Here is a 13,347-nt window from a genome sequence, read left to right on the forward strand (position 1 = left end):
CGCCCCGCCTGCCTGGTATTTGTCTCGACGCAATTGCGTACGGAAGACCGCTACGCGCGTTTCCTGGAATTGCCTTAGGGAGGCCATGACATGGCAACCGCAACCATCACCGCAGGATCGGCGCCGGCACGGCCGGCAGCCGCCGCACCGGCCGACCACATGCCGGTGCGCCGCGTCATCGCCTTCCTGGCGATGGTGTTCGGCATGTTCATGGCGATCCTCGACATCCAGATCGTCTCGGCATCGCTGGCCGAGATCCAGGCGGGCCTCAGCGCCAGCTCCGACGAGATCCCGTGGGTGCAGACCGCCTACCTGATCGCCGAGGTGGTGATGATCCCGCTGTCGGGCTTCCTCAGCCGCATGCTGTCGACGCGCGTGCTGTTCACCATTGCCGCCGCCGGCTTCACCGCGGCAAGCGCGCTTGCGGCGACCGCCACCAACATCGACCAGATGATCGTCTACCGCGCCATCCAGGGCTTTATCGGCGGCGGCATGATCCCGAGCGTGTTCGCGGCCGCCTTCACCATCTTCCCGCCGTCGCGCCGCGCCGTCGTCTCGCCGATGATCGGCCTGGTGGCGACGCTGGCGCCGACCATCGGCCCGACGGTCGGCGGCTACATCAGCCACGCGATGTCCTGGCACTGGCTGTTCCTGATCAACGTCGTGCCCGGGATACTGGTGGCGACCGCGGCCTGGGCGCTGATCGATTTCGACAAGCCCAACCTCAAGCTGTTCTCGAAGTTCGACTGGTGGGGCCTGGTCGGCATGGCCGCCTTCCTCGGCTGCATGGAGTATGTGCTGGAGGAAGGCCCTAACCACGACTGGCTGCAGGAGCCGGCGGTGTTCGCCTGCGCCATCATCATGACCATCGGCGCGGTCATATTCTTCTGGCGCGTCTTCACCGCCGAGGAGCCGATCGTCGACCTCAGGGCCTTCAGCAATGTCAACTTCGCCTTCGGCTCGCTGTTCTCGTTCGTCGTCGGCATCGGCCTTTACGGGCTCACGTATCTCTATCCGGTGTTCCTGGGGCGCATCCGCGGCTACGATTCGATGATGATCGGCGAGGCGCTGTTCGTCAGCGGCCTGGCGATGTTCTTCACCGCGCCCATCTCCGGCATCCTGTCGAGCAAGATGGACCTGCGGGTGATGATGATGGTCGGCTTCTTCGGCTTCGCCACCGGCACCTGGTGGATGACGCATCTGACCGCCGACTGGGATTTCTGGGAGCTGCTCATCCCGCAGATCCTGCGCGGCTGCTCGATGATGCTGTGCATGGTGCCGATCAACAACATCGCGCTCGGCACGCTGCCGCCGGAGCGGCTGAAGAACGCGTCCGGGCTGTTCAACCTGACCCGCAACCTGGGCGGCGCCGTCGGCCTGGCGATCATCAACACGGTGCTGATCAATCGCAACGCCTTCCACTATGCGCGGCTGTCCGAGCACGTGCAGTGGGGCAGCGAGGCCGCGCAGACGAAGCTGCAGAACATGACGCTGAACTTCGAGCAGACCGCGGGCCTCGACGCCACGAGCGCGGCGATCTCGAAACTGTCCGGAATGGTGCAGCAGCAGGCGGCGCTGCTGTCCTTCATGGACGTGTTCATGCTGCTGACGGCGCTATTCGCGACGCTCGGCTTCTTCGTGCTGTTCATCAGCAAGCCGGCCCAGCAGGGCGGCGGTGGCGGCGGAGGCCATTGAGGAGCCGGAACCCCCGCCTGGCGTCCTCAACGTGTGACCCCGGAAATCGTCGTCGATTTCCGGGGTCATTTCTTTGGAGCAATCCCAGGAAAAGTGCGTGGCAGTTTTCCGTCCGGAATTGCGCAAAAACGAATGTTTAGAGCGGATCAGCGATCCTGCGAAAAGCTGAACCGCTCCGGGAGAGACGGCTTCAGGCCGCAGCCGGCTTGAAGCTCAGCGCCACGCCGTTGATGCAGTGGCGCAAGCCGGTGGGCGGCGGGCCGTCGTCGAAGACATGGCCGAGATGGCCGCCGCAGCGCCGGCAGTGGACCTCGGTGCGGGTCATGCCGAGCGAGCGGTCCTCGGTCTTGCCGATGGCGTTGGGGATCTCCTGCCAGAAGCTCGGCCAGCCGGTGCCGGAATCGAACTTCGTCTCCGACGGATAGACCGGCAGGTCGCAGCCGGCGCAGGCGAAGATGCCCTTGCGGTGCTCGTTGAGCAGCGGGCTGGTGCCGGGATATTCAGTGCCCTCCCTGCGCAGCACGTCGAAGGCGGCATCCGAAAGGATGGCGTGCCATTCGGCGTCGGTCTTGACGACCTGGAATGTCTCGGCGGCCAGAGCCGGCTTGGCGCCGCCCATGCGCAACGCCGCTCCGGTTCCCATGATGAGGGCAGTGGCGGCGGCACCGCTCCAGAGAAAGTCGCGACGGTTCATGGCCTTTGCTCCTGACGTCTTGTTACAAACTATGGCGCCGCCGGAAAATCAAAAGCCGGTGACGGTCCCAGCACCACTCCGCGTCGACCCAAGCCCTGGCGATACGGAGCGGCGCTTGACGGCAGCACGGAATGTGGGAGGGAGAACCGTGCGGCCGGCGGGACACATCTCACTTCGCCGGCCGCACGCGCTTTGTTACATCTTCGGCAGAAGAACCTTGTCGATGACGTGGATGACGCCGTTCGACTGGCGCACGTCGGCGATCGTGACATGAGCGACATTGCCGTTCTCGTCGGTCACCGTGACCTTGCCCTTCTCCGACTTCAGCGTCAGCGCGCAGCCGCCGACGGTCTTGACCTCATGCGCGCCGCCATCGGCCTTGGCCATCTTGGCGACGTCGGCGGCCATCGCCCTGGCGGCGATGACATGGCAGGTGAGGATCTTGGTGAGCTTGTCCTTGTTCTCGGGCTTGAGCAGCGTCTCGACCGTGCCGGCCGGAAGCGCCGCGAAGGCTTCGTTGGTCGGTGCGAAGACGGTGAACGGACCGGGCGTCTGGAGGGTGTCGACGAGGCCGGCGGCCTTGACGGCGGCAACCAGCGTGGTGTGGTCCTTCGAATTCACGGCATTCTCGATGATGTTCTTCTTGGCATACATCGGCGCGCCGCCGACCATCGGATTGGCGGCATAGGCAACGGCGTCGAGCGCGGAAAGGCCGATTGTGCAGGCGAGCAAAAGGGTGGTGAGTTTACGCATAGTATCAGTCTCCTCGGGTTGTTTTTCCCGTTTGTGGGAACTCGAAGAGATACGGACGAGGAAAAACTTAGTTTCGCAACCATCGAAGATTTTTTGTTCGTCGAGAAGAATTCAGATACGCTTCACTTGATCGCATGAAGGCGCGCGTCACGACGCATCGTCGGCAGATAGACTTCGCCTAACCTTTGAGAACGATCAGATGCCCTTCAGGTCGCCAGCGGCGACCACGGGACCGGTGGGCTGCCCGGTCGGCGAACCGCCGGTCGGCTCGAGGCTCACGGCAAGCACGGCGCCTTGCGCCAGCTTCTGCTGGACAGCCGGCGATACAGTCATGCGCGCGGTCTGGCCGGCCGGGATGACACCCATCGAGACCGGCGCATTCTTGCCTTCGATCATCCACAGCTCGAAGTCCTTGCCGGCGCCGCGCTCGCCGGAGACCAGCGAGAGGCCGACCTCATGGCGAGCGGCGTCGTAAACGGCGAGGTATTTGACGCTGCTGTTGTCGGCGGCCAGAGACGCGACCAGCCTGGTCTCGGGCGGCGGCAATGGCGGATTGACGAGAGGCAGGGCGACAAAGACAGCCAAAGCGGCAAGCGCCGCGGCGGCAAGCCCGCGCCAGAAGGCGAGGCTCCCGAGCAGGTCGGCGCCGGGGGCTGCAGACGTGGCCGCCGAAGAGGCAAACAGCCGCCGGTCGATCGCCGCCTTGACCGAAGCCGGCGGCTCGACCGCGGCATAGGCAGACGCCATCGGCGCAAAGCGGACCTCCCAGGCATCGACCAGGCGAGCGAACGCCGTCTCGGTGTCGATGCGGCGGGACGCGATCTGGCGTTCGTCGGCGGCTAGAACGCCGAGAACGTATTCGGCGGCGAGCAGGTCGTCGCCTCCGCGTTCCGGTCCGTTGTCTTCCGCCAGCGTCATCTTTCCAGACATTCTCTCAGTTTGAGCAGGCTTCGCCGCAGCCAAGTCCGCATCGTGTTCAGCGGAACCTTGTGGCGCTCCGCCAGCTCGGCATAGCTCTCGCCGTTGAGATAGGCGCCCCGGACGGCCGCCGCCCGGTCTTTCTCGAGTTCGTCGAGACAATGGTAGATGCGTTCGGCCTCGCCGCCCGCGACAGCCATGGCCTCAGGTCCCGGCGTCGGATCGGCGACGTCGAGGGCTGCGTCGATGTTGGCAGAAGGACCGCGCCGCGCCCTGATGCGATCGATCGCATGGTTGCGCGCAATGGCCACCAGCCAGGAAATCGGGCTCAGATCGGAAACCGCGAAACGGTCCGCCTTCGTCCATATCTTGACGAAGACCTCCTGCAGCGCTTCTTCCGCATCTCCCCTGTCCCTCAAGACACGAAGGCAGACGCCGAAAAGTTTCCCGCTGGTCTGCTTGTAGAGCAGATCGAACGCAGCCCGGTCCTTCATCGAAGTCCGGACGATCAGCTTGCTGATGTCCTGAGGCCCCATGCAGGCAAATTAGAAGATTGCGATTTATTTGCAACGGGCCGCCTGATCTTACTGAGTCAGAAAGGAGGCTTTATCCGCCAAAGACCGTCGGGCCGTTGGTCTATCGATTCCCGATTTCGATTTGCGGCTTCATGCGATAGCCTTCGCCAAAAGAGGGGAGCGGCATGTCGATCGAACGCGTGCTTTGGGAACAGGATGCGACCGGACTTGCCGAGCTTGTGCGCAACGGGGAGATCTCGCCGCAGGAACTGGTCGACGCGGCGATCGCGCGCGCCGAGGCGACAAGGCCCGACATCAACGCCATTGCCACGCCGCTCTACGACGCCGCCAGGGCGCGGGCGAAAGCGGTCGACCGCAAGCTGCCGCTTGCCGGCGTGCCTTTCGCGCTGAAGGATCTCGGCATCGGCATCAAGGGCGTGCCGATCCATGGCGGCAGCCGCATCCCGGCCTTCACGGCGGATTACAACTCGGTGATGGTCGAGCGGTATCTGGCAGCGGGCTTGATTCCGATCGCCACCAGCACCTCGCCCGAGCACGGGCTGCGGCTGATGACGGAATCGGCGCGCTTCGGCATCACCCGCAATCCCTGGAATACCGGTCACACCAGCGGCGGCTCGTCGGGCGGATCGGCGGCGCTTGTGGCGGCGGGCGTGGTGCCGGCCGCGCATGCCTCCGACGGCGGCGGCTCGATCCGCGTGCCTTCGGCCTGCAGCGGCCTCGTCGGATTGAAGACCTCGCGCGGCCGCGTGCCGCTGACGCCGTTTGTCAGCGAGAGCTGGTACGGCATGGTCGTCGACCACGCCGTCAGCCGCTCGGTGCGCGACACGGCGCTTCTGCTCGACCTGACGCACGGCGCCGATCCATTGTCGCCCTATGCGGCACGGGAACCGAAAGGCTCATTTGCCGCCGCCGCGGCGCGCGATCCGGGCAAGCTCAGCCTCGCCGTCTACCGCAAGTCGCCGCTCGGCCTGCCGATCTCGGCCGAGACGCTTCACGCGCTCGACACGGCAGTGGCGCTGGCGCGCGAGGGCGGGCACACGGTGGAAGAGATCGGCCTGCCCTATATCGGCCGCGACTTCATCGCCGATTTCTGCCGCAGCGTCGCCTCGGCGGTCGCAGGCATGATGCGGGCCGAAGCGCTGCGCGTCGGCCGCCCCGTCACCGGCGAGGTCGAGCGCGCGACGCGCGTGCTCGGCCGCCTCGGCGAAATGCTGTCCGCGGGCGAAGTCTATCACGCGGTACAGCGTCTCAACGCCACCTCGCGACGGATGATCGAGGAGACCGCGCGCTTCGATGCCGTGCTGATGCCGATCATCGCCCACCCGCCGCTCGCCTGCGGCGCGATGGACCCGAAGGGCGCCGACGAGCTCGTCGAAAACCTGCTCGACAAATTGCACCTCACCGGGCTGCTCAAGATCAAATCATTTTTCGGCCAGCTGATGGACAAGAGCCTGTGGTTCACCCACTGGCCGGCGATCCACAATGTCAGCGGCCAGCCCTCGATCGCAATGCCGGTGCATGTCACCGAAGCCGGCCTGCCGCTCGGCATCCAGGCCGCCGGGCGACCCGGCGACGAGGAGACGCTTTTGTCCTTCGCCGCGCAGATGGAGAAGATTTCGGGGTGGCTCAAGCGGCGGGCGCTGCTCAAGGCGCCCGGCTGATTTCGTAATTGTGACAGCAAAGCCGTTTGCGGCCTGCGGCAATTCCCGCTAAGACGCCGCCATTCACGCCAGCTGGGATCGATACCGATGACGGACATCGCCGCCACCGCCGAAATGCAGGCCGCGCTGCTCTCCAGGGCGCTGCCCTACATGCAGCGCTACGAGAACAAGACCGTGGTGGTGAAGTATGGCGGCCATGCCATGGGCGACAACGAGCTCGGCAAGGCCTTCGCCCGCGACATCGCGCTGTTGAAGCAATCGGGCGTCAATCCGATCGTCGTGCATGGCGGCGGGCCGCAGATCGGCGCCATGCTCAACAAGATGGGCATCGAATCCAAATTCGAGGGCGGCCTGCGCGTCACCGACCAGAAGACGGTCGAGATCGTCGAGATGGTGCTGGCCGGCTCGATCAACAAGGAGATCGTGGCGCTGATCAACGCCGAGGGCGAATGGGCGATCGGGCTCTGCGGCAAGGACGGCAACATGGTGTTCGCCGAAAAGGCGCGCAAGACGATGATCGACCCGGATTCCAACATCGAGCGGGTGCTCGATCTCGGCTTCGTCGGCGAACCCGTCGAGGTCGACCGCACGCTGCTGGATCTGCTCGCCCGCTCGGAAATGATCCCGGTGCTGGCGCCGGTGGCGCCGGGCCGCGACGGCCATACCTACAACATCAACGCCGACACCTTTGCCGGGGCGATTGCCGGCGCCTGCCGCGCCTCGCGCCTCTTGTTCCTCACCGACGTGCCCGGCGTGCTCGACAAGAACAAGAAGCTGATCGACGAGCTGACGGTCGCCGAGGCCAAGGCCCTGATCAAGGACGGCACCGTGTCGGGCGGCATGATCCCGAAGGTCGAGACCTGCATCGAGGCGATCGAGCGCGGCGTCGAAGGCGTCGTCATTCTCAACGGCAAGACGCCGCATTCGGTGCTGCTCGAGCTCTTCACCGAGCACGGCGCCGGCACGCTGATCGTGCCGTAACGGTTCCAGCCAATCTTCTTTCGCTTGGCACGCGCGTCTTCGATGACGGACGCGGCGTACCTCCGTTGCGTCGGTCCGCAGGTCGTCTTCGCCGAAGTCGAAGCCGCCTTGGCGCGGTCCAGCAGTTTCGTGCAGCCTTGCCACAGATTTGACCGGCGCGCAGTTAACCTCGCGCATGCCGCGAAGACGCGTCTGCCAATGCAACACGAAGGCGTTGAGGTCGTACGCATCGCCTAGGTCGACGGCGCCGTGGCTCTCGGCGGTCGAAACCTTCGGGTGATCGTACTTTAGCTATAACTAATGCAGCCTCTCCTAAACTTTTATTAAAACTCTGTGCATCTATAATTGTCGCCGGGGGACCACAAGGGAATGGCCATATGGCGCTCAATCCGGACTTGAAAATCGATGAAGCAAGCCTCATCACATCGACGTTGATCAAGAAGCACAAGGCGGCGTCCGCGGAGACGGTCGACGCCGTCGAGCTCAAGGCGCGGGCGGCCCAGCTCGCCCTCGTGCTGGACCTCGCCCACCAGGCTTTCACGCGCCAGGAGCCCGCGGGGCAAATCGTCGAACGCCTGGCGGGCCGACTGCACGAATTGCGCCGCGACGTCGCTCCGGACCTGTGGCAGGAACTGATCCCGCTGGCCCAGCAGCACCGCGTGGCGGCATATCTGAGACAGGATCCGTTCACGCGCTGGTCCTTCGAGAAGCCGCGCGGCTATTCGGGCGACGCGACGCTGTTGGACATCTACTACAAGCATCCGAGCGCCAACGAGATCGTGGCGTCATCGAGCGACCTTGGCCGCGAGATCTTTGCCTATACGAGCGAGGCGGCAAGCTCGGTGGCGGGGCGCGAGCGCCGCGAGATACTGGCCAGAACGGTCGACGAAACGGCTGCGCGGGTGGAAAATGCCGAGGTGCTGGCAATCGCTTGCGGCCATTTGCGGGAAGCCGAGCTCTCGAAGGCGCTGGCCGGCAAAAGACTGAAGCGCTGGATCGGCCTCGACCAGGACCCGGTGAGCGTCGGCACGGTCAACCGCGACCTCGCCGGCACGGTCGTGGAAGCCATGGACGGGTCCGTGCGCGGCCTGTTGCGGCGCGCCTACCCGCTCGGCACGTTCGATCTCGTCTATGCGTCCGGCCTGTACGATTACCTGCCGCTGCCCGTCGGCGCGCGCCTGCTTCAGCGGGCCATGGAACTGGTCAAGCCGGACGGCGAATTCCTGTTCGCCAACTTCAGTGACGAGATTACGACCGACGGCTACATGGAGACCTTCATGGACTGGCCGCTCATCCTGCGTTCGGCGAGCGACATGTGGGACATCATCAATGCCGCGGTGGACAAGAACCACGCCGACGCCGAGGTCTACTATGGATCGAACAGGAACATCGTCTACGGCAAGATCCGCAAGCGCGGGGATCTCGGGGCGCCGGCATAAGGCGGCAGTGGAGCCGCCTCACAATCCATTTTGATTTCAAGTCGGGCCGTGCGGCGGCCCGGCTTGAAGCATGTCTCCCGAAAGTGGAAACCGGCTTCGGGACAAAGACATGCGTAAAATCAAAAACCTAGAGCAATTCCAGGAAAAGCGTGTGACGGTTTTCCGTCCGGAATTGCGTAAAATCAAATACTTAGAGCGGTTCGGCGATTCCATGAACCGCTGACCCGCTCTAAAGCGCATGGAGCGAAACTGAAAGATCGCGACGCGCTTCAGGCGACCAGGTCCCGCCTGGCCTGCTGAATCTCTTCGATCGGAACGGGGCGCCCGGTCAGGAAGCCCTGGACCGACTGAATGCCCATATGCTGCAACAAATTCTGCTGCTCTTTCGTCTCGACACCCTCGACAAGGACCGTGTGGCCCAGGTTGCGCAGAAGCCTGACCATGTCCTGCAGCAGGCTCAGGCCGCGAACCGTCTGGCAGTCGTGCAGGAAACTCCGGTCGACCTTGACGACGTCGAACTTGAAACGGCGCAGCCACGCCAAACCGGCAAATCCGGTTCCGAAATCATCCAGCCAGATTTGCACGCCAAGGGCCCGAAGCTGCTCGATGCTTCTGGCCGCCTGCGCCTCCAGGGAAATATCGCTGCCCTCGGTGACCTCCAGCGCCAGCTTATGCGGCGCCATGCCGTGCCGGCCAAGGATCTCGGTGATGTGCAGCGGGAAATTCGGAGCCTTGAGCTGGACGACCGATACGTTGGCGGACACGACCGCCCCCAACCCATGCTCGACCATGTCGCCGCAGGCCCGATCGATCAGCCACAGCCCAAGCTCCTCGATCCCGCCGGTCTGCTCGGCGACGGGTATGAACACCGACGGGCTGATCACGCTGCCGTCAAAGTCGCGCAGCCGCATCAGCGATTCATGGCCAAGCACCTGGCCGGACGTCGCATCGCAGATCGGCTGATAGACAACGGAGACAAGTCCTTCCGAAACGGCATGCTTGAGCAGTTCCGAGAGATTCTGGCTGGCGCGCTTCTGGTCGATGGCCTGCGCGTCATAGATCGTGAAGGTCGCGCGACCCGAGAACTTGGAAGCATAGAGCGCGCGATCGGCCTCCTGCAGCAGGATGCGAAGCTCTATGCTTTGATCGGCGCGGGTCAACGAGGCGCCGGCGCTGATCGTCACGATGTTGAGTTTGTCGTCACGGTCGGGGTGGGAGATTTTCAGATCCTCGACGGCCCGGCAGAATTGGTGGGTCACCTCGCGCAGATGATCCTGTCCGGCGACCTTGCAGAGCACGACGAATTCCTCGCCGCCATAGCGCCCCGCGATGGCGTGGTTGGACGCCGCCGTCTCGTCGAAGGCGCGGGCAAGCTCGATAAGGCAGTCGTCGCCGGCCTGATGGCCGAGCCGGTCGTTGAACCGCTTGAAGTAGTCCACATCCATGAGGATGACGCCTATTTCGTCATTGTCCCTGGCCCATTCCTTGCACAGCTCCGCGAATTCCCGCGCGATCGCCCTGCGGTTCTTGAGCCCGGTAAGCGGGTCCGTATCCGCGATCTCGATGAGCTTTTGACCGTTCTCGATGGCGACCTGCTCCTGGATCTGCGCCTGAAGCGCGTGCACGAAGGTATGGTACCGCTCCATGCTGAGACGCCATGAAAGATAGAGCGACAAAACAAGGCAATTGGCGAAATAGGTCGCAAGCACCAGGCGGGCGGCTAGGTCGGCTTGAAGCACGAACAGCGTGGCGCCGGTGAAGGCGACTGTTACGGTCGCGGACGACAGCGCCGAGAGCCATAGCCGGAAATTGAAGAAAAGGTTGGCGCCAAGGATGAATACCGTGCCGAAGATGATGAAGTGAGACAGCGCCTCCTGATGCGACGTGCCGAGCGCCGACAGCAGCCACCCGATCGCGCCGGCCACGATCGCCAGGGCAGCCACGTAGTGCAGTGTGGTGATGGCAAAACCGCGTCGGGCAACGAGTTCGACAAGCACCAGGAAGGTCAGCCCCAACGACAGGCGCGTCAGGATCAAACGGTCCGCGACGTCCGGGAAAAGGAACAAGTCGAAGGCGCCGTAGGATATGTAGCTCAACACGGCCGCCGCTATGCCCCAGCGCACGACCTTGCGATTCTGGTCCGCATTCTTCTGCAGCAGCATCGCATAGAGCGTCGGATCGGCTGATTTCCACGACGGACGTGAAATCGCTTCGGTGACCCTTCGAGCCACATCCTCCGTCAACTGCATGCAACGCTCCTTTGCGATCGTCCTCCGCATGAACGGTTCGAGCAAGCGAAATCCGTCAAGTCCTTGCGGAAGGACGAAGGCAAGCCTGATCCATTATAAGACACTAATGTTGCTAACCGGCGGTAAACGGATCGTGCAAACGTTCCGGCCTGGCGTCCCGGCAAGGTCTCCATACAGCAATCTCGAATTACCGGGTAATGCATGTTCGCACATCCTCCGGACTGCAAGAGAAGGCGCGCACAACATCGATGCTGCCGCAAATCACCAACCGTGTCTTTTCTTGGGATTGTTCAGCCATAACTTCGACTGATCCTGGGAAATAGCCCAGAATTCGGTTCGAGCACGATCCATCAGCGCAAATGGCTGAGCGGCACGTGGCCCGGTCCCTTGATATTCTGCAGCACGAGCTGGGTATGGACGTCGCGCACGCCGGGCAGCCGCATCAGCCGGTGCATGACGAAGGCGTTGAGATCGTCCACCGACGGCACCATCACATGCAGCAGGAAATCGTGGTCGCCGGTCATCGTCCAGCAGGACGAGACCTCGTCCATGCGCTGCACGGCGGCGATGAAGTTTTCCGGCGAGCCGTCGCTGTGGCTCACCAGGCGGACCTGGATGAACACCTCGACCGTCAGGCCGAGCGCGCGCCGGCTGAGCACGGCAGCAAAGCCCTTGATGATGCCGGCGCCCTGCAGCGCCTCGAAGCGGCGCGCGCAAGGCGTGGTCGACAAGCCGATCTCCTGCGCGATCTCCGACACGGCCTTGCGCCCGTCGCGCTGCAGGATGTCGAGCATTCTTATTTCGAACTCATCCAACTGAGGCATTTTCACTCCTACGCATCTAAAATCGAGCGAAGTTTACCTCGAAATCCGTCGCACGGCTACAAAGAAGGCTGAATTGCCTCGCCGGTCGCGGCTACGATGACGTCACGATCCGAGGATCACGATTTTTGAGGAGGAACAGATGACGATCAGCGTTGCCGACTATGCCCGCGAATGCGCGGCGCAAGGCCTTCGCGGCGACTATTCGGTGTGCCGCGCCGACTTCACCGTGGCGCAGGGCTACGAGTATTCGGCCGAGGAGCAGGCGGTATGGCGCACGCTCTGCGACCGCCAGACGAAGCTGACGCGCAAGCTCGCGCACCGTTCCTATCTCGACGGCGTCGCCGCGCTTGGCCTGCTCGACCGGATTCCGGATTTCGACGCCGTCAGCGAGAAGCTGCGCAAGGCGACCGGCTGGGAGATCGTGGCGGTGCCCGGGCTGATCCCCGCGGGCCCCTTCTTCGACCATCTCGCCAACCGCCGTTTCCCCGTCACCAACTGGCTGCGCAGCCGCAAGGAGCTCGACTACATCGTCGAGCCGGACATGTTCCACGACTTCTTCGGCCATGTGCCGATCCTGACGCAGCCGGTGTTCGCCGATTTCATGCAGATGTACGGTGAGAAGGCCGAGGACATGATCGCGCTCGGCGGCGACGAGATGATCACCCGGCTCTACTGGTACAGCGCCGAATACGGCCTCATCCAGGAAGCCGGCCAGCCGGTGAAAGCCTTCGGCGCCGGGCTGATGTCGTCCTTCACCGAGTTGCAGTTCGCGGTCGAGAGCAAGGACGCCCACCACGTGCCGTTCGACCTCGAGACGGTGATGCGCACCGGTTACGAGATCGACAAGTTCCAGCGCGCCTATTTCGTGCTGCCGTCCTTCGACGCGCTGCGCGACGCATTCGCCGGCGGCGACCTTGCCGGCATCGTGAAGCGGTTCAAGGGCCAGCCGGCGCTCGACCCGGCCACGGTCTAGAGCGCGCTCAAGGGTCCGGCTTTCGCCCAGCCGGGTGTCAGAGCGGTTCGGTCGCCGACAAAGCGGCCGAACCGCTCTGGTTCGTTCCCTGTCGCGCCGGCGTCAGCCAGCCGAAGCCGGCTCAGCCTTGAGCCTCGCCAACTGCTCGCTCTGCAGCTCGAGCGCGGCGTTGATGAAGCGCAGCACGGTCGCAAGCTCGGCATCGCTGAAGCTCGCCACCACCTTCTCGCCCTCCCGCGCGATCGCGCCATAATAACGTTCCGACAGCTCTCTGGTCAGTTCGGTCGCCTCGATCACCACCTTGCGCCTGTCCTCCAGGCTGCGAGTGCGGGTGACGAGCCCACGCGCCTCCAGGCGGTCGATCAACGCCGTCACGGCCGCTGGCGTCAGTCCCGTTGCCGTGGCCACGGCGCCCGCCGATTGCGGTCCGGCGTAAAGCAGGCCCAGACAATGCCGCTCGGCCGCGATCAGTCCGAGCCGCACGCCCACCGCCTCGTCATAGGCCTGCGTCGCGTCCTGCCAGCGCATGACGGCGAGGCTGACAGCCGCTGTCATTTCAGCGCGATCCGTGCTTGACGAATTTACTTTGATCATCTAACTATCAATCTGTCTAACATTCAGACT

The 13,347-nt window shown here is 63.8% G+C and carries 12 protein-coding genes; 5 read left to right on the top strand and 7 right to left on the bottom strand.

The window, feature by feature from the left end; genetic code table 11:
• The first annotated feature begins 90 nt into the window (after window positions 1–90).
• The gene (locus EN874_RS11770; protein WP_127424900.1) at window positions 91–1,695 is read left to right on the top strand and encodes a DHA2 family efflux MFS transporter permease subunit; all 1,605 of its coding nucleotides are present in this window, start codon (window positions 91–93) and stop codon (window positions 1,693–1,695) included.
• A gap of 190 nt (window positions 1,696–1,885) precedes the next feature.
• On the opposite strand, the gene msrB is transcribed toward EN874_RS11770, so the two are convergent.
• The 4 genes from msrB to EN874_RS11790 form a co-directional block, all read right to left on the bottom strand.
• On the bottom strand, window positions 1,886–2,389 hold the full coding sequence (gene msrB / locus EN874_RS11775; protein WP_127424901.1) for a peptide-methionine (R)-S-oxide reductase MsrB: 504 nt from the start codon (window positions 2,387–2,389) through the stop codon (window positions 1,886–1,888).
• A gap of 195 nt (window positions 2,390–2,584) precedes the next feature.
• On the bottom strand, window positions 2,585–3,142 hold the full coding sequence (locus EN874_RS11780) for a fasciclin domain-containing protein (RefSeq protein ID WP_127424902.1): 558 nt from the start codon (window positions 3,140–3,142) through the stop codon (window positions 2,585–2,587).
• 195 nt (window positions 3,143–3,337) lie between these two features.
• The gene (locus tag EN874_RS11785) at window positions 3,338–4,060 is read right to left on the bottom strand and encodes an anti-sigma factor (RefSeq protein WP_127425043.1); all 723 of its coding nucleotides are present in this window, start codon (window positions 4,058–4,060) and stop codon (window positions 3,338–3,340) included.
• A complete protein-coding gene (locus tag EN874_RS11790; protein WP_126086589.1) occupies window positions 4,057–4,596 on the bottom strand; it encodes a sigma-70 family RNA polymerase sigma factor in 540 nt (179 codons plus the stop codon). Before EN874_RS11790 ends, EN874_RS11785 begins: the two co-directional genes overlap by 4 nt.
• 164 nt (window positions 4,597–4,760) lie before the next feature.
• On the opposite strand from EN874_RS11790, the gene EN874_RS11795 reads away from it, so the two are divergent.
• From EN874_RS11795 to EN874_RS11805, 3 genes are all read left to right on the top strand, one after another.
• Window positions 4,761–6,257: an amidase gene (locus EN874_RS11795; protein ID WP_127424903.1), complete on the top strand. Its 1,497-nt coding sequence runs from the start codon at window positions 4,761–4,763 to the stop codon at window positions 6,255–6,257.
• A gap of 87 nt (window positions 6,258–6,344) precedes the next feature.
• Window positions 6,345–7,238 carry an acetylglutamate kinase gene (argB, locus tag EN874_RS11800; protein ID WP_040971090.1) on the top strand — a complete coding sequence of 298 codons (894 nt, stop codon included), beginning with the start codon at window positions 6,345–6,347 and terminating at the stop codon, window positions 7,236–7,238.
• A 377-nt stretch (window positions 7,239–7,615) separates the two neighbouring features.
• Window positions 7,616–8,677, top strand: coding sequence for a class I SAM-dependent methyltransferase (locus EN874_RS11805; protein ID WP_127424904.1), 1,062 nt, complete (start codon window positions 7,616–7,618; stop codon window positions 8,675–8,677).
• 269 nt (window positions 8,678–8,946) lie between these two features.
• Here EN874_RS11805 and EN874_RS11810 read toward each other — a convergent pair whose 3' ends face one another.
• Both EN874_RS11810 and EN874_RS11815 read right to left on the bottom strand, forming a co-directional pair.
• A complete protein-coding gene (locus EN874_RS11810) occupies window positions 8,947–10,926 on the bottom strand; it encodes a GGDEF and EAL domain-containing protein (RefSeq protein ID WP_127424905.1) in 1,980 nt (659 codons plus the stop codon).
• 350 nt (window positions 10,927–11,276) lie between these two features.
• Window positions 11,277–11,750 (bottom strand): Lrp/AsnC family transcriptional regulator, encoded by a 474-nt coding sequence (locus EN874_RS11815; RefSeq protein ID WP_126086594.1) that lies wholly within the window; start codon window positions 11,748–11,750, stop codon window positions 11,277–11,279.
• 139 nt (window positions 11,751–11,889) lie between these two features.
• Here EN874_RS11815 and phhA point away from each other — a divergent pair, with 139 nt between their 5' ends.
• Window positions 11,890–12,723, top strand: coding sequence for a phenylalanine 4-monooxygenase (gene phhA / locus EN874_RS11820; protein WP_127424906.1), 834 nt, complete (start codon window positions 11,890–11,892; stop codon window positions 12,721–12,723).
• 102 nt (window positions 12,724–12,825) lie between these two features.
• Here phhA and EN874_RS11825 read toward each other — a convergent pair whose 3' ends face one another.
• Window positions 12,826–13,317: a MarR family transcriptional regulator gene (locus EN874_RS11825; protein ID WP_127424907.1), complete on the bottom strand. Its 492-nt coding sequence runs from the start codon at window positions 13,315–13,317 to the stop codon at window positions 12,826–12,828.
• Window positions 13,318–13,347 lie beyond the last annotated feature (30 nt).

The sequence above is a fragment of the Mesorhizobium sp. M1D.F.Ca.ET.231.01.1.1 genome, from assembly GCF_003999155.2.
Lineage (GTDB): Bacteria > Pseudomonadota > Alphaproteobacteria > Rhizobiales > Rhizobiaceae > Mesorhizobium.